Genomic DNA, 17,316 nt, shown 5'->3' with positions numbered 1-17,316 from the left:
CACGGCGGCGGAGAACCGTGGTCCGTCCCGGATGAAATAAGCCGGAGGCCCGCGCGGTTGCATCTACCGTGCCCGGACAAACAGCCGGACACGCACGCAACTGAAAGGCAAGCCCCCATGACTGTCCCGCTCTCCATTCTCGATCTCGCCATCATCGATGAGGGCGAGAGCGCGCGTGATTCCTTCGCTTCCTCGCTGGCACTGGCCCGGGAAGCGGAAAAGCTGGGTTACACCCGCATCTGGTACGCCGAGCACCACAACATGCCCACTATCGCCTCGTCGGCCACCAGCGTGCTGATCGGCTACATCGCTGCGCACACCGAAAGCATCCGGCTCGGCGCCGGCGGCGTGATGCTGCCCAACCATGCGCCGCTGACCATCGCCGAGCAGTTCGGCACCCTGGAAACCCTGTTCCCGGGCCGCATCGACCTGGGTCTGGGCCGCGCCCCGGGCAGTGACCAGAAGACCATGCGCGCCCTGCGCCGGGACCCCATGTCTTCGGACAGCTTCCCGCAGGACGTCCAGGAACTGCAGGGGTACCTGACCGGCAACACCCTCATCCCGGGCATCCACGCCACGCCGGGCACCGGCACCAACGTGCCGCTGTACATCCTCGGGTCCTCCCTCTTCGGCGCCAAGCTGGCCGCCGCCCTGGGCCTGCCGTACTCCTTCGCCTCGCACTTCGCTCCGCAGGCGCTGCAGGACGCCGTCACCATTTACCGGCGCGACTTCAAGCCCTCGGCCCAGCTGGCCGAGCCGTACGTGATTGCCGGCGTGAACGTGGTGGCCGCGGAAACCAGCGAAGAAGCGCAGCAGATGTTTGCCGATTCCCAGCGCCGCCGGGTAACCCAGCTCTTCGGCCGCGACCGCACCTTCACCGATGAGGAAGCGGACGCCATCCTGCAGTCCCCGGGCGGACAGCAGGTCAAGCAGATGGGCCGTTACTCCGCCGTGGGCAACCCCGAAGAAGTACGGGATTACCTGGACTGGTTCACCGGGCACGCCCAGGCAGACGAGCTGATCGTCGCCACGCAGACCGCCACCCTGGAAAGCCGTCTGAGGTCCTTCCAGCTGTTGGCCGAAGCCGCGGCACTCCCCGTTAGCGCGTAGGCAGCGTAAGAAAGGCGGGCAGGTTCTTCCTGCCCGCCTTTCGCATGCCCGGCTGTTCGCATCCCCGTGCCCGGCTCGGCCGGGCGGGAGGCGGGCCCCGCTGTGCTAGAGATGTGGGATGAGCTCCAACTCCCACACCGCACCTGCCGCCATCCACTGCTCCGTTCCCATGCGATGGGGAGATATGGATGCCTACGGCCACATCAACAACGTGCAAATAGTGCGCATGCTCGAAGAGGCGCGTGTCCACGCTTTCGGTCCTCCCGGCGGCACAGGCGGGCCGGGCAACGCACCGGCCGTGCCGCTGTTCACGGATGTCCCGGCCGGCACGCAGTCGCTGGTGGTTGAACACCGCATCCGGTACGTAGCCGAGCTGACCTACCGGAACATCCCGGCCGACGTCGACGTCTGGATCAGCGCGCTCAAGGGCGCGAGCATCACTCTGGGCTACGTGATCTCCGATCCGGTGACGTCAAAGCCCTGTGTGCGGGCAGAGACAACACTGGCGTTTGTCGACGGTGCCACCGGCGCCCTGCAGCGGCTGACGCCTGCTCAGCGCGAGCTGGCTGCCGCGCATATGGGGGAACCGGTCTTTCGCTGACCGGCGGGTAGTCACGGAGCGCCTCGCCAATAGGGGGCTCCGGCGGTGTAAGGGCAGGTGCCGCCTTATATGCGGCACCGCCGCGGCGCTAGCATCTCAGGAACCGCTGCGGATACCGCGAATAAGGAGATGCGCCGTGTGGCATAGCCTCGGCATTACCCCCGTAGAAGCGCTTTGGGTTGTTCTGGGGGCCGTAGGTATCTACGCGGCCTTCTACCTTATGGTCCGGGCCTTCGGCCTGCGTGCGCTGGCAACCTGGTCAACGCTGGACAAGGCCGTGGTGATCGCCCTCGGCTCGTTGCTTGGCCGTGTAGTCCTGGGGTACACCACCACCCTTGCGGCCGGCGTTGTTGGCCTGGCCACCCTGTTCGCCATGCTGCGGCTGGAACGTTGGGTGCGGGAAAAGGACAGCGGGTTCCTGTCCAGCAACCCGATCCTGCTGATGGCCGGCAGCGAAGTGCTCCAGGACGGGCTGAAGAAAGCCCGCGTCGTGGAGGACGAGCTGTACTTCAAACTGCGGGCCGCGGGTGTTCGGAACCTCAACGAAGTGGCCGTCGCCATCTTGGAAACCACGGGCGACATAACCGTGCTTAGGCGGGGCCAGCGTATCGATCCTCTGCTGCTGCGGAGGGTGCCGAACCGTCACTTGATACCCGCGGACCTGATGCTGCCGGGCCAGTGATCAGGGCCCGGTTTGGACTTATCCCAAAGGTCGTGTAGGCTGAAACGCAGTTGTTGTGTTGCGCATTTTGTATTTCAAGCGGCGAAACCAAACGGTCTAGCTGCTTTTCTGTAAAAGCGGTAAAGGAACACCGCGACTGAAACCTCCCGAAAGTCGGGATGCGTTTCAATGCAGAAGGAATATTAAAATGGCTACAGGTACCGTGAAATGGTTCAACTCCGAAAAGGGCTTCGGCTTCATTGAGCCCGACGACGGCAGCGCCGACGTCTTCGCTCACTACTCCGCTATCAACTCCAACGGCTACAAGTCGCTGGACGAGAACCAGAAGGTTAGCTTCGACACCGAGCAGGGCCCCAAGGGCCCGCAGGCCTCGAACATCCAGGCCCTCTAATTTCTTAGAGACTTTGTAACGGCTTCACTGCCGTAACAGCCTAAAGCAGGACGGGTTCGCCCGTCCTGCTTTTGCGTTAACTACAGTCCCGCAGTGCGGGGCGACGCCGCGCTGACTGGTGCTGCAGTGCTACGGGCGGGCTGTCCGCGACTGGGGTGTGCCGCCATCGGGCTGCCGGCGGGAGCGGTGCACCGGAACCGCGGACCCTTTCCCCGGTGCCCGACGGCGGCACCCTGGTTCCCGTAGCCGCAGCGGGATTGTGCAGACGGTGGAGTGGAAACCGCTGATGGCCGCCCTCGGTGTCCACGCGCCGTCACCGGCCAGGACACCCACCTTTCCCGAGCCCGGAGGTTCTGCTGCCGGGTTGGGTTTTTCCTGACGGTTTTGGTTTCTGCTGCCGGTTTAAACGGGCAGCAGAACTTCAAAGGGTCAGCAGATTTACTAACCGGGCGATATTCCAGGCCGGGACTCCGCCCGGGTTCGTTGCCGTCGTCCCGGACACCGGAACCGCGCCCCTTCCCCCGGAGACCGGTACGACTCAGTCCCGGATCCGCACGGCAGCCTCGCGCAGGTACTGCTCCACCCGCGTGTACGCGTCCTGGGTCAGCGCCTTCCACAGGTTCATGCTCAGCACTGGGTCCTTCGCGGCCAGTTCTTCAATGGCCTCGGCAGTCAGCACCTTCAGTTTCAGTGGCCCCGCAGCTTTGACCGTAGTTTCCTGCCGCTTGTCCTCACCCATCGCCATTTCGCCGAAGGTCATTCCGGGGCCCAGCGTTGCCAGCTTCACGCGGCTGCCGTCGGGGCCGGGCATGGACGTGGTGATGTGCCCGGAGACAATGAAGAACACTCCGCCAAAACGCTGGCCTACCCGCCGGACCACGTCGCCGTCGTCGAACTCGCGGTCCTCCATCATGTCCTGCAGCATCCGGGCGTCATTCTCGTCCAGGGGGCTGAGCGCGGGGGAGTCCGCCGGTTCTATGCTGTCCGGCAGCACCAGTTCGGTGCCGTACCCTTCCAGCAGTTTGTTCTCACTCCATTCAATGGCGGCCGAGCGGGTGGTGAAGGAAGCTGTTTCCCGGCCCAGCTCCTCGAGCGCAGCGGTTACCGAGCCTTCGATGTCCACCAGGGCCAGTTCGCGTCCGTCCCGGCGCAGCATGTCTTCGGCCTCGGCAATCAGCCGGATGGCGACGTCGGACACCTCGTCTACGCTGCGCAGATCGGCGACCACCAGTTCGACGTCGTCGTTCAGTTCGCTCAGTGCCCGCACCATGGACTCGGCACCGGCAAAGAGCAGGTCCCCGTTGAGTTCAATCACCTGCACGCGGTGGCCGTGTCCGGCCAGGATCTCCGCGGCCTCGTCCGTGCGGCGGATGCCGGAGGGGGTGGCCGTGATGTCATACACAGCGCGGATGGCCGAACGGCCGGTGCGTGCAGCACGGACAAAGTGCAGGCCCAGGTCATGGGACAGCCGCTGGCTGACAGCCACGCCGCGGACGCTGTTGCCGTGGGCGTCCAGGGGCGGGGAGTAGACGGCCAGGCCCACCTGCCCCGGCAGGACCGCCAGGATGCCGCCGGCCACGCCGGACTTGGCCGGCATCCCCACGCTGCTGATCCAGGAGCCGGCGTCGTCGTACATGCCGCAAGTGGTCATCACCGACAGGACGCGTTCCACCGAGACGAGGTCCAGGACCTCTTCCCCGGAGAGCGGGTGCCGGCCGCTGTTGGCCAGGGTGGCAGCCATCAGGGCCAGATCGCGGGCGTTCACCATGACCGAGCACTGACGGAAGTAGTCCTTGATGATCGGTGCCGGGTCGGATTCGATGATGCCGAAGGAGCGCAGCAGGTAGCCCAGGGCGGTGTTGCGGTGACCGGTGCGCAGTTCGGACGTGTAGATGCGCTGGCTTACGGACAGCTCCCGGCCGGCGAAGGCGGAGTATGTGTCCAGGATCCGCTTGAAGCGGGTCCGGCCGCCGGAGCCTTTCACCAGCGAAGTGGCGGTGAGGGCGCCGGCATTGATCATGGCGTTGGCCGGCCTGCCGGTTCCTTCTGCCAGGGAAATTTCGTTGAATGAATCCCCGGAGGGTTCCACGTCCACTTTCTCGTCCACGGCGTCCATGCCCAGGTCCGAAAGGGCCAGACCGTAGGTGAAGGGCTTGGAAATGGACTGGATGCTGAATTCCTCGCGGGTGTCACCCACTTCGTAGACATAGCCGTCCGCGGTGGCCAGTGCAATCCCGAAGCTGTTCGGGTTCACCTTGGCCATGGCGGGTATGCCGCTGTACGGGGCGCCGTCCTTCAGCCCGGCCAGTTCAGCGTGGATCCTGCGGAGGTAGTGCTCAATGGGGGAGTCCATACTTCCACCCTAGGGGCTTCCGGAGGGGTGACTCAGCAGGGGCCCCGTTGTATACTTTTACCAGTTGCGGTGTTGCGCAATATGTAAGTTCAAGCGGCGAAACCCAGATCCAGGGCCAGCCGCTTTTTCTGTAATTTGCCACCACGGACACCGCAGCATGAAACTCCCCGACGGTCGGGGCTGGTTTCGTTTAGAAGGATGATTAAAAATGGCAACAGGTACCGTGAAATGGTTCAACGCTGAAAAGGGCTTTGGCTTCATCGAACCCGATGATGGCAGCGCCGATGTTTTCGCCCACTACTCCGCTATTAACGCCAGTGGCTACCGGTCTCTCGAAGAGAACCAGAAGGTTAGCTTCGACACCGAGCAGGGCCCCAAGGGTCCGCAGGCCGTCAACATCCAGCCTGTCTAACTAGACTTACGGGTCCGTTTCACGGGCCGGCGTGAATCGAAAGCAGGGCGGGAGAAATCCCGCCCTGCTTTTTACGTTCCTGCACGGTTAAGGGTGCGGATTTTCCTCAGTACTTATCCATCCCGGTCCGGTCAGCCGCACCGGGACCAGCAGTTCCAGCGAGAGCAATCTCACTCCGTGGGCTGGGCGCCCGGGCCGGAATCGGGGACCACGGCTACGCCGAACGGTGCAGGGCGCTTTCGAGCAGCTCCAAGTCAATCCGGGCGTGTTCGCGTCCGAGCCGCTCGGCATCGGAGGAGCGCTGATCCGTAATCGCGGACACGAGGAGCTCGTGGTCGCGGAGCGCCCGTTCTTCCATGTGCCGCATGCCCGCAGCATCGCCCCACACGTGGGACGGAGCAGCAATGCTGACGCGTGCCTCCACCTCCTGGAGCACGGACTGCAGGGTGGCATTGTGGGCTGCGGCACTGACCGCCAGATGCAGCAGCCCGTCCGCCCGCTGGGACTCCAGGCCCGAGGCGGCTGCACGGAACGCGGTCAGGCTCTCGTTCAGCACAGCGATATCCTCAGCCGTCCGGTTTTCCGCTGCTGCCCGGCAGATGGTTCCCTGCAGCAGGGACACCGCTTCGCAGGTATCCCGCAGTGCTTCCCACCGGCCGGAAAGGATCCGGCGGACGGCCGGGCCGGAGGAAGCATCCGGGCCTTCGTCCCGGACAAAGGATCCGCCGTTCCGGCCGCGCTGGGTCCGCAGCAGCCCCTGCTCCACAAGCCGGGCGATGGCCGCGCGCACCGTCATCCGGCCAACCTGCAGCGAGGACGCCAGTTCCCGTTCAGCCGGCAGCTTGGAACCGGGAAGGTACTCGCCGATGGCGATGGCGGTGATCAGGCGGTCCACAATTTCGTCCACCCGGGACGAGCTCTCAAGCGGCGTGTCCAGACCGCTGACGGTACCGGTCATTGCAGTCCTCCTGGTCAGCCGCTACAGCCTTCGGACGAAGCGGCGTCGGCGCGTAACAAACATCCTAATGGGCTGATTGGTCTTGTCTCGATACCTTTCCTCGGCAATGATGATTTTCGCCGGACCCGACCGCCGCTATTTCCGTCGGGCTCCCCGCCGGCCCCCACCGAGTCCGAAAGTCCGATGCAATGAACCGTTCTGCACCCTCTCCGGAGCGCGATGCCCAGCAGGAGCTAGAGTCCCTGGGTTACAAGCAGGAGCTCCGCCGTTCCATTTCCACGGCCGACCTTCTCATTTACGGCCTGATTTTTATGCTCCCCATCGCGCCGTGGGCCATTTTCGGCACGGTCTACAATGCGTCCGGCGGCATGGTCCCGCTCGTTTACCTCATCGGACTCATTGCGATGATCTTCACGGCACTGGCCTACGCGCAGATGGCGAAGTCGATCCCGCTGGCCGGCTCGGTCTTCTCCTACGTGGGCCGCGGAATCCACCCCACCGCCGGGTTCTTCGCGGGGTGGGCCATCCTGCTTGATTACCTGCTGGTACCCACTCTGCTCTACGTTTTTGCGGCCGAATCAATGGTCGGCATCTTCCCGGACACCCCCCGCTGGATCTGGGCAGTGGTGTTCGTCCTCATCAATACCGCCATCAATCTTGCCGGTGTCAGCTCGATCAAGCTGATGAACCGGGTCTTCCTGGCTGTTGAACTCCTGTTCATCGTCATTTTCGTGGTCATTGCGGTCACGGCACTGAACGGCGGAACGGTCCCCGGAGCGGAACTCACGTGGGCCCCAATGTGGAATCCGGAAACTGTGTCGGGCCCGCTGATTGCCTCAGCCCTGTCGATTGCCGTGCTCAGTTTCCTCGGGTTTGACGGCATCTCCACCATGGCGGAAGAGTCCACCGGCAGCCGCAACAGCGCGGGCAAGGCCATGATCGCGGCGCTGATCATCGTGGCGTCCTGCTTCATCCTGCAGACCTGGCTGGCCAGCGCACTGGCCGGCGGCCGGGAGACCTTCGGGGATGACGAAGCCGGAAACGCCTTCTTCACCATTGTCGAGGCCGCCGCAAACAGCGGATGGGCTACCGCCTTCCTCGCCGTCAACGTGGTGGGGGTGGGCATCGCTAACGCCATGGCTGCCCAGGCAGCCACTTCCCGGCTCCTCTACTCGATGAGCCGCGACCGTCAGCTGCCGGCCATGTTGAGCCGCATTAACTCGCGGCAGGTGCCGCAGAACGCCATCCTGCTCGTCTCGGGTATCTCAGCAGTCCTGGTCCTGTTCTTCGTAGGCCAGATCGACCTGATTTCTTCGCTGGTGAACTTCGGGGCATTGTTCGGCTTTATGCTCCTGCATCTGGCGGTGATCGTGTTTTACCTCATCCGGAAGAAGTCCCGTAACTTCCTGCTGCACCTGGCCGTACCCGTGGTTGGTTTCCTCATCATCGGCTACGTATTGGTCAACGCGAACATCGAAGCCAAGGTCGGCGGGCTTGTGTGGCTCCTCATCGGCGCCGGCGTGTTCCTCTATTACCGCGCCACGGGCCGGAAAACCGAAATTTCCAGCGACGACGACTCCGTACCCGCGGCAACCGCTCCGGGCACGGGAAAGGCATAAACCCATGGACCACTTTCTGGATAAGACACACGGCCGGTTCGGGTTTTCCGCCTCCGGCAGCCCGGCGCTGAAAATCACTCCGGGCACCGGCGAGACTATCGGATTCGAGACCAGCGACGAGGTGTATGCCCAGCTCCATGAATTCCATGACATGGAGAAACTGACGGTGGGGATCAACCCCGTCACCGGGCCCGTCTATGTGGAGGGCGCCCGGCCCGGCGATGCCCTGGCCGTCACCATCCACGACATCCGCTTGAAGGACCGCGGCTGGTCGGTCAGCCTGCCGGGCTCAGGAGCCCTGCAGTACGTGATGGGCGAGGAGATGTTCACCCGGCGTGTCCCGATCGATGACGACGGGGTGCACGTCACGGACCGGCACACCTTCGAGCCGCTGCCCATGATCGGCTGCATTGGCACGGCACCGGCGGAGGGCAGCAATTCCACCATCATGCCCTCCACCCCGCAGGGCGGAAACATGGATTTGGTGCAGTGCCGGCCGGGGTCGACGGTCTACCTCCCCGTGATGGTGGAGGGTGCCTACCTGTCCATCGGTGATATCCACGCCATCATGGCCGAAGGGGAGTCCTCCTTCGTGGCGATTGAGGCGGAAGGTATCGCCGTCGTGAGTGTGGACGTGGTCCGGGACCTGAACCTGCGTGCTCCCCGGGTGGAGACCGCCGATGAATGGATCTTCGTGGGACTCGGCGATCCGGTGCAGGAGAGCATTAGGCGCGGCTATGAGGATATGTTCCACTTCCTGGTCTCTGACCACGGATGGGACCGCGGCGATGCGTATGCCGTCATGAGCGCCGTGGGCCATTCCCAGCTGGGCGGCCCCACCGGTTCCGCTGAACCGGATCCGCTGCACCCCTTCTCCGCGGTCGGTGCTGTCACCATCCACCGCCTCCCGAAGTCCGTCCTGGCCGGTCCCGCCGCCGGGACGACCTGATCGGGACTCCGCTGGCCCGCCGCCGCTTCATTGGTGGCGGGCCAGTTTAGCGCAGCAACCGGGGTTGCACGAGGGGTAAAACTGAGTAGAAAAAAAGTCGCTACGGGCCATCTACGCCGTGAATCTGCTCCGCTACGCTATATGGAGGGCGAGAGAAGGTTGCAGCATGGAAACCAATGCAACGGGTGGCCTGGGCAGGCTCATTGCAGGCAGATACCGACTCATCGAACCTATCGGCCACGGCGGCATGGCCACCGTCTACCGGGGCCTGGACGAAGCGCTCGGCCGCGACATTGCGGTGAAGCTCTTCCGGGCCAGCGCCGTCGCTGCAGATGACGTCGGCCGCCAGGACAACGAGATGCGGCTGCTCGCCTCCTTATCCCACCCGGGGCTTGTGACCCTGTTCGACGCCGGTAAGGACGACGCCGGGCGTGATGACGGTGAAGCCGGCGAGCCGCGCACTTATCTGGTGATGGAACTGGTGGAGGGTTCGGACCTGCGCAAGCGGTTGCGGGAAACCGATATCCGCCACCAAGACGTCGGCTACATCGGCGCCGAACTTGCCGGTGCGCTGGCCTACATCCACAGCCGGGGCGTGGTGCACCGCGACGTCAAACCGGCTAACGTCCTGCTTCCGCCGGCCATCCCCGGGACCGCGCTACGGGCTAAGCTAACCGATTTCGGTATTGCCCGGATTATCGACGGCGCCCGCATCACCGCGGCCGGGGCCACCCTGGGAACTGCGAACTACCTGAGCCCGGAACAGGCATCCGGCGTAGCGGCCGAGGCTCCCAGCGATATTTACTCGCTGGGCCTGGTCCTGCTGGAATGCGTCACCGGCCGGGTGGAATTCAGCGGCAGCGCCATTGAATCCGCCGTCGCCCGCCTGAGCCGGGACCCGGAGGTTCCCGCGTCCCTGGACAGTCACTGGCGGGGACTGCTGGCTGCCATGACCACCCGGGACCCGGACCTGCGGCCAACGGCGGCGGAAGTCTCCGCGGCACTGCTGGATCACCGCTGGGCGGAAGGGGCGGCGCGGACGCAGTCCGAGCGCTCCGGCCCGTCGCCCATTTCCGAAGAACTCTGGAACGGTCCCGCTACCGTCGAGGCCCGCACATTCCCACCCGGGCGCAGCGCCGAGGCCCTGCCGGCATCCGGCGGTCCAGTGTCCGGTCCCGGTCCCGTGCCCGTGCCCGGTCCCGCCCCCGCAGCCCGGCAGCGATCGAGTCCGGCATCGGAGCCCGTATCGTCCGACCCGGTACCGGCCTTGGACCAGGCTCCGGGCTCCGATCGGGTACCGGCAGCCGCCGCGGGGGAACAGCACCCCTCCGCGCCGCTGCCTGTGACCTCTCCGCCCGCCGTGCCGCCAACTGTCGGTATCCCAGCTGCCCCCGCAGTGTCCGCGGTTCGGATGCCGCAGGTACAGGTGATGGCGGACCAACGGCCGTCAGCCGCAGCCCGGGCACTGCTTGCCGTTGTCGTGATGGCGGTCTTGACCGCAGCGGTGGTCCTGATGCTCGGGCGCGTGGGTGCCCTGCCGGACGGCGGAACCATTCCCGGTGAGATCGGCCAGAACCTGCAGCGGCTGCAGGACGCCTTCGGCCGCTAGGGCGCAGTCGCCGGGCGCCCGCGCCCCCCCCGCCGGCGTATCCCCGCAGCGCCCCCGCCGTCGTATCCCCGCCGTCGTATCCCCGCCGTCGTATCCCCGCCGTCCGCGCGATACTGGAGGGGTGAGTATCCATACACCCGTCACCGCCGAATCCCGCTGCCCCTGCTTGAGCGGCGAAACCTATGGAAACTGCTGCGGCCGCTTCCACTCCGGCTCCGCAACCGCCCCCACCGCCGAAGCCCTGATGCGTTCGCGCTACAGTGCCTTCGCCGTCGGCAACGTGCCCTACCTGCTGGCGACCTGGCACCCGGACCACCGTCCGGCCCATCTGGAACTGGACCCGGAGCTGGAATGGCGGCGCCTGGACATCCTTGCGGTTTCCGGCGGCGGGCCCCTGGACTCCGAGGGCACCGTGGAGTTTGCGGCGCACTACCGGCAGGCCGGAGAACGCGGCACGCAGCAGGAGCTCAGCCGCTTTGTCCGCGAGGGCGGGCAATGGCTGTATGTTGACGGCGTATAGCTCCCCGCTTCTTCCACCCCCGCCCACGCAGGACCTACGCTGGAAGACATCCGACGGCGGTCTGCCGCACGGCAGGCACGCTCCGGGAAGCTCCCGAAGTGCAGGCGCATTCCAGGCACTGCACAGGGTCGGATGAGCGGCAGGCGAGGACATTATGAAAGCACTCGTTTACGAAGGCCCCGGACAGAAGTCCTGGAAGGACGTTCCCGATCCGCAGATCCAGGAGACGCGGGACGCAATCGTCAAGATTGATGCCACCACCATCTGCGGCACCGACCTGCACATCCTCAAGGGCGATGTACCGGCCGTGACGCCCGGCCGGATCCTGGGCCATGAAGGGGTGGGAACGGTTACTGAAATTGGCAGCGGCGTCACCAACTTCAAGGTGGGGGACAAAGTCATCCTCTCCTGCGTGTCCGCTGACGGTTCCTGTTCCTTCTGCCGCGACGGCCTGTATTCGCACTGCCTGGGCGAGGAAGGCTCCGTCGGGATCGGTTGGATCTTTGGTCACCTGATCGACGGCACCCAGGCCGAATACGTGCGGGCCCCGTATGCGGACACCTCGCTCTACCACCTGCCGGAGAATGTCTCCCAGGAGCATGGGGTGCTGCTCAGCGACATTTTCCCCACCGGCTTCGAAATGGGGGTGCAATACGGGCAGACCAAACCCGGTGATGTGGTGGCTGTGGTGGGGGCCGGGCCGGTGGGCCTGGCGGTCATATCCACTGCCCGGCTCTACGGGGCGGCCAAGGTCATTGCGGTGGACCTGGACGCCAACCGGGTGGAGCAGGCCCGTAAGTTCGGCGCTACGCACGGGGTCAACTCGGGGGACGCGGATTGGCGCGAGCAGGTCATGGCCCAAACGGACGGATGGGGCGTGGACGTTGCCGTGGAGGCCGTGGGCATCCCCACCACGTTCGAGATGTGCACCAACATTGTCCGGCCCGGCGGGAACGTGGCCAACGTGGGTGTGCACGGGAAACCGGTCAGCCTGGACCTGGAACGGCTGTGGATCGAGAACATCGACATCAGCATGGGCCTGGTGAACACCAACACCTTGCCTATGCTGCTGAAACTGGTGGCCGAGGGGAAACTGCCGGCTGAGGAATTCATCAGCCACCGGTATCCGCTGCACGACATCATGCAGGCGTATGACACCTTCTCCCGGGCTGCGGAGACGGGCGCTCTGAAAGTGATCCTGCAGGCGTAGCCGGGCCTTCCACGGAAGGCAGCGGAAAACGGGCGGGCGGTGGCCGGACAGGCTACCGCCCGCACCTTTTTGCGCATTTGTTACGCGGGCAGATAATGGGAACCGCGGCGTGCATCTGCCGCCGCAGTTTCCGCGTAAAAGAGGTTTTCCATGTCCAACGGCACTTCTACCGGCACCATGATTGCCGGACGTCTCAATGTTGAAACGGGCACTTTCGCCATGCAGGAAGTTCCGATCCCGGAGCCCGGCCCCGGTTTTGTCCGCATCAAGGTGGGGGCGGCCGGCGTCTGCCTCTCCGACGTCCACCTGATCCAGGGCCTGCTGCGTCCGCAGTTCCTCAAGGGCAGCGAAGTGACGCTCGGGCATGAGGTGGCCGGCACGGTGGACCTGCCCGGTGCGGGCGTCACGTCCGTGGCGCCTGGTGACCGCGTAGTGGTCCAGGCCGGGTACGAATATAACGGCGTCACGCTCACCATGGGCGTGGATTACGACGGCGGCTGGGCCGAGTACCTGGTTGTCCCCGCCGGTGTGCTGGTTCCGCTGGGCGATGACATCCCGTTCGACCAGGCCTCCATCATTCCCGATGCCGTCTCCACTCCCTGGGGCGCCATTGCCTCCACGGCAGATGTCCGCGCCGGTGAAGCCGTAGGTGTGTGGGGCATCGGCGGGCTCGGCGCCCACGGCGTCCAGTTGCTGCGCCTGGTTGGCGCGGCGCCCATCATTGCCGTTGATCCCCTTCCCGAGGCCCGGGAACGCGCCCTGGAATTCGGTGCGGACATCGCCCTGGACCCCATGGCGGAAGACTTCGCCGAGTCCATGAAGGCCGCCACGGGCGGCAAGGGCCTGGATGTAGCCCTGGACTTCGCCGGCGTGGATGCCGTGCGCGCCCAGGCCATCAACTGCCTGGGCCGGGACGGACGCCTGGTGCTGGTGGGCCTGTCCGGCAAGCCGATGACCATCAATGACAGCACCGGGTTCTCCTATGCCCGCAAGCAGGTCCGCGGCCACTACGGCTCCGAGGCGCACCACGTCCCGCAGCTGGTGTCCCTGGCCCGCCTTGGCCGGCTGGACTTTGCCAAGTCCGTCAGCGGCCGCATTCCGCTGGCCGACGCCGAGAAGGCCGTTCAGGCCCTCGACGCCAAGGAAGGCAACCCGATCCGCCTGGTGCTGATCCCGTAGCCGTTCTTTAAAGAAGGAAGCCTCCCGCCGGTACCGGCGGGAGGCTTCCTTGTTATCGGGCTGAGCGGGCCGGCAGGGGGTGCCGGGGCGCGTCCGTCTGCGTTAGGGCATATCCGCGCAGCGGACGGCCTCGGCCAGCGCCTTTTCCAAGCCCGGGACGTCCAGCGCCGCAACGTAGGCCGGGGTGTCCCGCTGCCAGCGCCAGCCTTCGGACAGCGGGCCGGCGTTGACGACGTCGAAACCGAACTCGTTGATCAGCGAGGTGACCAGCTTCTTGGACTGGGCGTCGTTGCCGGCAATGGGCAGCGCGCGGCGGTTGGGCGTTCCGGGCAACGTCCCCTGGCTGGTGAGGTGGTCCGCAGTGATGTTGTTGAAGGCCTTGACCACGTGTGAATCGGGCAGGTGGTTCTGCAGCAGCTCACTGGTGGTGGTGGACTCGTTGTCCAGCTCGGCGATGTTCCCGTCCCGCTGCGGGTAGTAGTTCATGGTGTCGATAACCGTCTTGCCGCGCAGCTCCTCCACGGGCACGTCCGGGTAGCTCTTCAGCGGGATGGTGACCACCACAAGTTCGCCCGCGGCAGCGGCTTCGGCCGGCGTGGCCGCGCGGGCATGGTCACCCAGTTCCATAAGGAGCGGTTGCAGCTTTTCGGGGCCGCTCGCGTTGCTCAGGACGACGTCGTAACCCTGCTTGACCGCCAAGCGCGCCAACTGCGAACCGATGTTCCCGCTGCCGATGAAGCCGATGGTCCGAATCCGAGGGGTGCTCTCCAATGTGCTCATGAACACTTCAACGGCCGGATCCGCGAAATATTCCAAGGCAGCGGGGGAGGGCGGCCTGCCCGGGCCGGATCACAGCCGGCGCAGGTACCGTTCCGGGGCGTCCAGGAAACTCTTCCAGCCACTGACCAGGTCCAGGTCCTCCCAGTCCTTCTCCCGGTATCCCCACGGCCCCAGCTCCAGGATCCGGGCGCCCGGAAGTGCCGCGAGCACAGGCGAGTGGGTTGAGAGCAGCACTTGGGAGCGTCCATCGGCAACCAGGTCCTTGAGGATGCCCAGCAGGGCCAGGCATCCAGAGAAGGAGAGCGCAGACTCGGGCTCGTCGAGAATCCACAAGCCGGGACCCCGGAACCGGTCCACGGCCAGTGAGAGGAATGATTCCCCGTGGGAGAGGGAATGGAACTCAACGTCTGCCTGCGATGTGGAGGGATTCTGCTCCAGATAGGTGAAAAGGCCGTGCATGGTTTCGGCCCGCAGGAAATAACCGCGTTTGGTGCCGCCGGGGTTGCGCACCAGCTGCAGATGCCCGCTGAGGGCGGACTCCGTGGGCCTGGTGGTGTGCATGGCACCGGTAGACCCGCCTTCCGGGGACAGGCCGTAGGCCAGGGCAATGGCTTCAACCAGCGTGGATTTCCCGCTGCCGTTGTCACCGACCAGCACGGTGGCCGCGGCCAGGTCCAATCCCGACTGCAGCAACTGGGCCACCGGCGGCAGCGTGGCCGGCCAGGTCTTCCGGTCCAGTGGCTCCAACGGATGTTCCCGGACCTGCCGGATGGGATAGCGGTCGCTGAGCATATCCAAATTCTGCCACTACGCTTGCCCGCTCCCGCTGCGTTCCTTACTTTGCCCCTCATGTCTTGGAGATGGAAACAGGGATGGCTGGTGCCCGCGGTGCTGGTTGCCGCTGCGGTGGTTGGTTACCTTGTGGGCCTGCTCATCCGCCAGTGGGACGCGGACAGCAGTCCGTGGACGGTAGCTGGACAAGTGACTGCCGCAGCCTTGGTAGCCATTGCGGCCGTCCGGAGAAACACCCGCCAGGTCCAGTTACTGAAAGCTGATCCGCAGGGGTATGTGCAGGACCGCCGGCTTGCGGAGGACAACCGGTTGCTGCCGGGATGGCTGTTGGCCGGCAACCTCCTGATCGCGGGGATGTTTGCAGCTGTGCTCCTCCTGAAACCCAAACAGGGGGACGGATACGCGCTTGAGGGCATTTTACTGCTGGCCGAAGTGGTGCTCTGGGGTGTCCTCCTCTGGTGCTGGCTGGCCGTACGGCGGCAGGTGGAAAGCACGGGCCGCCACAGCACTGCGGCCGGCCGCGGCCGGGTGGCCCGGAGCCGGGTGCTGCTGGACCGGCCGTACTCCGAAGCCCGCCAGCTTCTGGAGCTGGCGCTCGCCGACCACCGCGTGTACCGGCTGCTGGCCGAAACCGGCCGGACCCTTTGGTTGGGGACCGGGCAGAAGAACACGATCACGCTGGTCCTGCAGGTGGAGCTGGTTTCCACTGGGCAGGGGACCGAACTGCACGCGGTGTCCTTTCCCCTGGACCGGTTCGCCAACAACGCGGCCGGGCGAGGGGGACATGCGCTGGTGGTGCTGCTGGACGCCGTGGCGGACCGCGCAGCGGCGTTACCCGGCCCGCCCGTCCGCCATTCGCCGCCGGCTACCGGGTGAGCGCGATGTTGTGGTCCGCGGCAGAGGGAAGAGGCATCTTCTTTATTCGCCAAAGGCTGATGCCCATCATGATGGCGCCTGCCCCCACGATGCCGCCGGCTACCGCGGAGCCGTCCAGCATTGTGGCATCCCAGCCGAGGATCACTGCCTTCGCAGGGTCTTCGGGATCGTAATAGACGGTTTGCTTGGAATCCTCGAGTGTAGGTTCGAAGCCGGCTGTTTTCATCCGGTGGGAACCTTCCACGGTCCATTCCCCGCCCTCGGATTTATAGGTCACCGTCACGTGTTCATGCCGACCGTTTTTGCTGCGGCTCTCCCTGATATCGGTGACGGTTCCCTGCACCTTGGTACCGGTGTCGATCAGGTGCTGGTCGGTATAACCGTCGACGAGACTGCTGATACCCAGGGGCGTCCCCACCAGCACAAACAGGAAGCCTGCGACGAGGAGCCCCGCAGGGTTGTATTGCCGTTTTCGCCGGTCGTCCGCCGTATTTGGCAGTGAATGTTTGCCGACATACTTTTGCGTCATCTGTTCCCCCCAGGATTGATGACACTAACGTACCGCCAACCCGGCGGTGATCCTGGCCATGAGGGAGGCCACGCCGGTGCCGTGAAACGGAGTACTTCGAAAACGGGCTACTTCTTGCCGGCGTGATCCTTGGCTGCCTTGCCTGCCTTGCGGTCCTTGGCTGCCTTGCCTGCCTTGGCCACGGCCTTGGCGGTCACGCCCGCCTTGGCAGCCTTTTTCGCAGCCTTCGCGGCCTTGCCGGCGCCCTGAGCTCCGGCAATCACGGCGGCCCCCTTTACCGGAGTGGGAACCTTGACGGTCTTGACCTTGGGCTTCTTGCGGTCCAGGACCAGGGCTGCGGCAATGCCGGCCATCCAGATGTCCTTGGCCAAGGCCGTTCCGTCGGCTGTGGGACGGATGCCGTCCTCTCCCGTCATTCCGGGGGTCTTGAGGTACATCCGGACCATGCCGCCGGAGAATGCGCCCAGGACCAAGCCGGCCAGTCGGCTGGGGACAAACGGGAGGAGGAGGGTGAGTCCCACGCAGATCTCGGCGTTGCTCAGCAGCTTGCCGAACTTCACCGGCTCCATGTCCTCCACTTGCGGAAAGGCGTTGGCCGCCATGTGCTGCAGTCCTGCAGCGCTTTCGGCGTCCAGCCCGCGTTTGCTCAGGCCGGAATTAAGGATGTACGCGCCGGTGACGAGCCGCAGGGGAATATGGCTGAGTTTCATGGGAGTCCCTTCACAGAACGGTCACAGAACGGTGCA

General features: G+C 65.1%; 18 protein-coding genes. 12 read left to right on the top strand and 6 right to left on the bottom strand.

Annotated elements, in window-relative coordinates; all coding sequences use genetic code 11:
* The first annotated feature begins 117 nt into the window (after positions 1–117).
* From LOC57_RS11280 to LOC57_RS11265, 4 genes are all read left to right on the top strand, one after another.
* Positions 118–1,110, top strand: a complete 993-nt coding sequence (locus tag LOC57_RS11280; RefSeq protein WP_227914296.1) for an LLM class flavin-dependent oxidoreductase — start codon at positions 118–120, stop codon at positions 1,108–1,110.
* Positions 1,111–1,228: 118 nt separating this feature from the next.
* Complete coding sequence (locus LOC57_RS11275) at positions 1,229–1,711, top strand: acyl-CoA thioesterase (RefSeq protein ID WP_229959746.1); 483 nt, start codon at positions 1,229–1,231, stop codon at positions 1,709–1,711.
* A 136-nt stretch (positions 1,712–1,847) separates the two neighbouring features.
* The gene (locus LOC57_RS11270) at positions 1,848–2,393 is read left to right on the top strand and encodes a DUF421 domain-containing protein (RefSeq protein WP_229959744.1); all 546 of its coding nucleotides are present in this window, start codon (positions 1,848–1,850) and stop codon (positions 2,391–2,393) included.
* Positions 2,394–2,580: 187 nt separating this feature from the next.
* A complete protein-coding gene (locus LOC57_RS11265) occupies positions 2,581–2,784 on the top strand; it encodes a cold-shock protein (RefSeq protein ID WP_146362594.1) in 204 nt (67 codons plus the stop codon).
* Positions 2,785–3,322: 538 nt separating this feature from the next.
* Here the strand turns inward: LOC57_RS11265 and glsA are convergent.
* On the bottom strand, positions 3,323–5,137 hold the full coding sequence (glsA, locus tag LOC57_RS11260) for a glutaminase A (RefSeq protein WP_227914291.1): 1,815 nt from the start codon (positions 5,135–5,137) through the stop codon (positions 3,323–3,325).
* Between the two features lie 208 nt (positions 5,138–5,345).
* On the opposite strand from glsA, the gene LOC57_RS11255 reads away from it, so the two are divergent.
* Entirely contained in the window at positions 5,346–5,549 is a 204-nt protein-coding gene (locus LOC57_RS11255; RefSeq protein ID WP_191809052.1) for a cold-shock protein, read from the top strand.
* Between the two features lie 214 nt (positions 5,550–5,763).
* Here the strand turns inward: LOC57_RS11255 and LOC57_RS11250 are convergent, their stop codons facing one another.
* The gene (locus tag LOC57_RS11250; RefSeq protein ID WP_229959741.1) at positions 5,764–6,507 is read right to left on the bottom strand and encodes a FadR/GntR family transcriptional regulator; all 744 of its coding nucleotides are present in this window, start codon (positions 6,505–6,507) and stop codon (positions 5,764–5,766) included.
* 188 nt (positions 6,508–6,695) lie between these two features.
* Between LOC57_RS11250 and LOC57_RS11245 the strand changes: the two genes are divergently transcribed.
* From LOC57_RS11245 to LOC57_RS11220, 6 genes are all read left to right on the top strand, one after another.
* Complete coding sequence (locus LOC57_RS11245) at positions 6,696–8,126, top strand: APC family permease (RefSeq protein ID WP_227914288.1); 1,431 nt, start codon at positions 6,696–6,698, stop codon at positions 8,124–8,126.
* Between the two features lie 4 nt (positions 8,127–8,130).
* Complete coding sequence (locus tag LOC57_RS11240) at positions 8,131–9,075, top strand: acetamidase/formamidase family protein (protein WP_227914287.1); 945 nt, start codon at positions 8,131–8,133, stop codon at positions 9,073–9,075.
* Between the two features lie 166 nt (positions 9,076–9,241).
* On the top strand, positions 9,242–10,684 hold the full coding sequence (locus LOC57_RS11235; RefSeq protein WP_227914286.1) for a serine/threonine-protein kinase: 1,443 nt from the start codon (positions 9,242–9,244) through the stop codon (positions 10,682–10,684).
* A gap of 121 nt (positions 10,685–10,805) precedes the next feature.
* A complete protein-coding gene (locus tag LOC57_RS11230; RefSeq protein ID WP_227914285.1) occupies positions 10,806–11,204 on the top strand; it encodes a YchJ family protein in 399 nt (132 codons plus the stop codon).
* 154 nt (positions 11,205–11,358) lie between these two features.
* Positions 11,359–12,414 carry a zinc-dependent alcohol dehydrogenase family protein gene (locus tag LOC57_RS11225; protein WP_227914284.1) on the top strand — a complete coding sequence of 352 codons (1,056 nt, stop codon included), beginning with the start codon at positions 11,359–11,361 and terminating at the stop codon, positions 12,412–12,414.
* Positions 12,415–12,564: 150 nt separating this feature from the next.
* Entirely contained in the window at positions 12,565–13,593 is a 1,029-nt protein-coding gene (locus LOC57_RS11220) for a zinc-binding dehydrogenase (protein WP_227914283.1), read from the top strand.
* A gap of 102 nt (positions 13,594–13,695) precedes the next feature.
* Here LOC57_RS11220 and LOC57_RS11215 read toward each other — a convergent pair whose 3' ends face one another.
* The gene (locus tag LOC57_RS11215) at positions 13,696–14,346 is read right to left on the bottom strand and encodes an NADPH-dependent F420 reductase (RefSeq protein ID WP_229960067.1); all 651 of its coding nucleotides are present in this window, start codon (positions 14,344–14,346) and stop codon (positions 13,696–13,698) included.
* A gap of 96 nt (positions 14,347–14,442) precedes the next feature.
* Complete coding sequence (locus tag LOC57_RS11210; protein ID WP_227914282.1) at positions 14,443–15,165, bottom strand: AAA family ATPase; 723 nt, start codon at positions 15,163–15,165, stop codon at positions 14,443–14,445.
* Between the two features lie 57 nt (positions 15,166–15,222).
* Here LOC57_RS11210 and LOC57_RS11205 point away from each other — a divergent pair, with 57 nt between their 5' ends.
* On the top strand, positions 15,223–16,041 hold the full coding sequence (locus LOC57_RS11205; RefSeq protein WP_229959734.1) for a hypothetical protein: 819 nt from the start codon (positions 15,223–15,225) through the stop codon (positions 16,039–16,041).
* Here LOC57_RS11205 and LOC57_RS11200 read toward each other — a convergent pair.
* Both LOC57_RS11200 and LOC57_RS11195 read right to left on the bottom strand, forming a co-directional pair.
* Entirely contained in the window at positions 16,031–16,570 is a 540-nt protein-coding gene (locus LOC57_RS11200) for a DUF3592 domain-containing protein (protein ID WP_229959732.1), read from the bottom strand. The two genes, LOC57_RS11205 and LOC57_RS11200, sit on opposite strands and share 11 nt — an antisense overlap.
* Positions 16,571–16,677: 107 nt before the next feature.
* On the bottom strand, positions 16,678–17,280 hold the full coding sequence (locus tag LOC57_RS11195; RefSeq protein ID WP_331460661.1) for a hypothetical protein: 603 nt from the start codon (positions 17,278–17,280) through the stop codon (positions 16,678–16,680).
* Positions 17,281–17,316: the final 36 nt, after the last annotated feature.

Source organism: Arthrobacter sp. zg-Y750, assembly GCF_020907365.1.
GTDB lineage: Bacteria > Actinomycetota > Actinomycetes > Actinomycetales > Micrococcaceae > Arthrobacter_B.
Note: the sequence above shows the minus strand (reverse complement) of the source record. Positions and strands in the feature narration are given on the sequence as shown.

Bases quoted from the DNA above. Each gene is read 5' to 3' on its own strand.
- LOC57_RS11280 (WP_227914296.1), top strand. From the start codon at position 118: ATGACTGTCCCGCTCTCCATTCTCGATCTCGCCATCATCGATGAGGGC.
- LOC57_RS11275 (WP_229959746.1), top strand. From the start codon at position 1,229: ATGAGCTCCAACTCCCACACCGCACCTGCCGCCATCCACTGCTCCGTT.
- LOC57_RS11265 (WP_146362594.1), top strand. From the start codon at position 2,581: ATGGCTACAGGTACCGTGAAATGGTTCAACTCCGAAAAGGGCTTCGGC.
- glsA (WP_227914291.1), bottom strand. From the start codon at position 5,137: ATGGACTCCCCCATTGAGCACTACCTCCGCAGGATCCACGCTGAACTG.
- LOC57_RS11255 (WP_191809052.1), top strand. From the start codon at position 5,346: ATGGCAACAGGTACCGTGAAATGGTTCAACGCTGAAAAGGGCTTTGGC.
- LOC57_RS11250 (WP_229959741.1), bottom strand. From the start codon at position 6,507: ATGACCGGTACCGTCAGCGGTCTGGACACGCCGCTTGAGAGCTCGTCC.
- LOC57_RS11245 (WP_227914288.1), top strand. From the start codon at position 6,696: ATGAACCGTTCTGCACCCTCTCCGGAGCGCGATGCCCAGCAGGAGCTA.
- LOC57_RS11240 (WP_227914287.1), top strand. From the start codon at position 8,131: ATGGACCACTTTCTGGATAAGACACACGGCCGGTTCGGGTTTTCCGCC.
- LOC57_RS11235 (WP_227914286.1), top strand. From the start codon at position 9,242: ATGGAAACCAATGCAACGGGTGGCCTGGGCAGGCTCATTGCAGGCAGA.
- LOC57_RS11225 (WP_227914284.1), top strand. From the start codon at position 11,359: ATGAAAGCACTCGTTTACGAAGGCCCCGGACAGAAGTCCTGGAAGGAC.
- LOC57_RS11220 (WP_227914283.1), top strand. From the start codon at position 12,565: ATGTCCAACGGCACTTCTACCGGCACCATGATTGCCGGACGTCTCAAT.
- LOC57_RS11210 (WP_227914282.1), bottom strand. From the start codon at position 15,165: ATGCTCAGCGACCGCTATCCCATCCGGCAGGTCCGGGAACATCCGTTG.
- LOC57_RS11205 (WP_229959734.1), top strand. From the start codon at position 15,223: ATGTCTTGGAGATGGAAACAGGGATGGCTGGTGCCCGCGGTGCTGGTT.
- LOC57_RS11200 (WP_229959732.1), bottom strand. From the start codon at position 16,570: ATGACGCAAAAGTATGTCGGCAAACATTCACTGCCAAATACGGCGGAC.
- LOC57_RS11195 (WP_331460661.1), bottom strand. From the start codon at position 17,280: ATGAAACTCAGCCATATTCCCCTGCGGCTCGTCACCGGCGCGTACATC.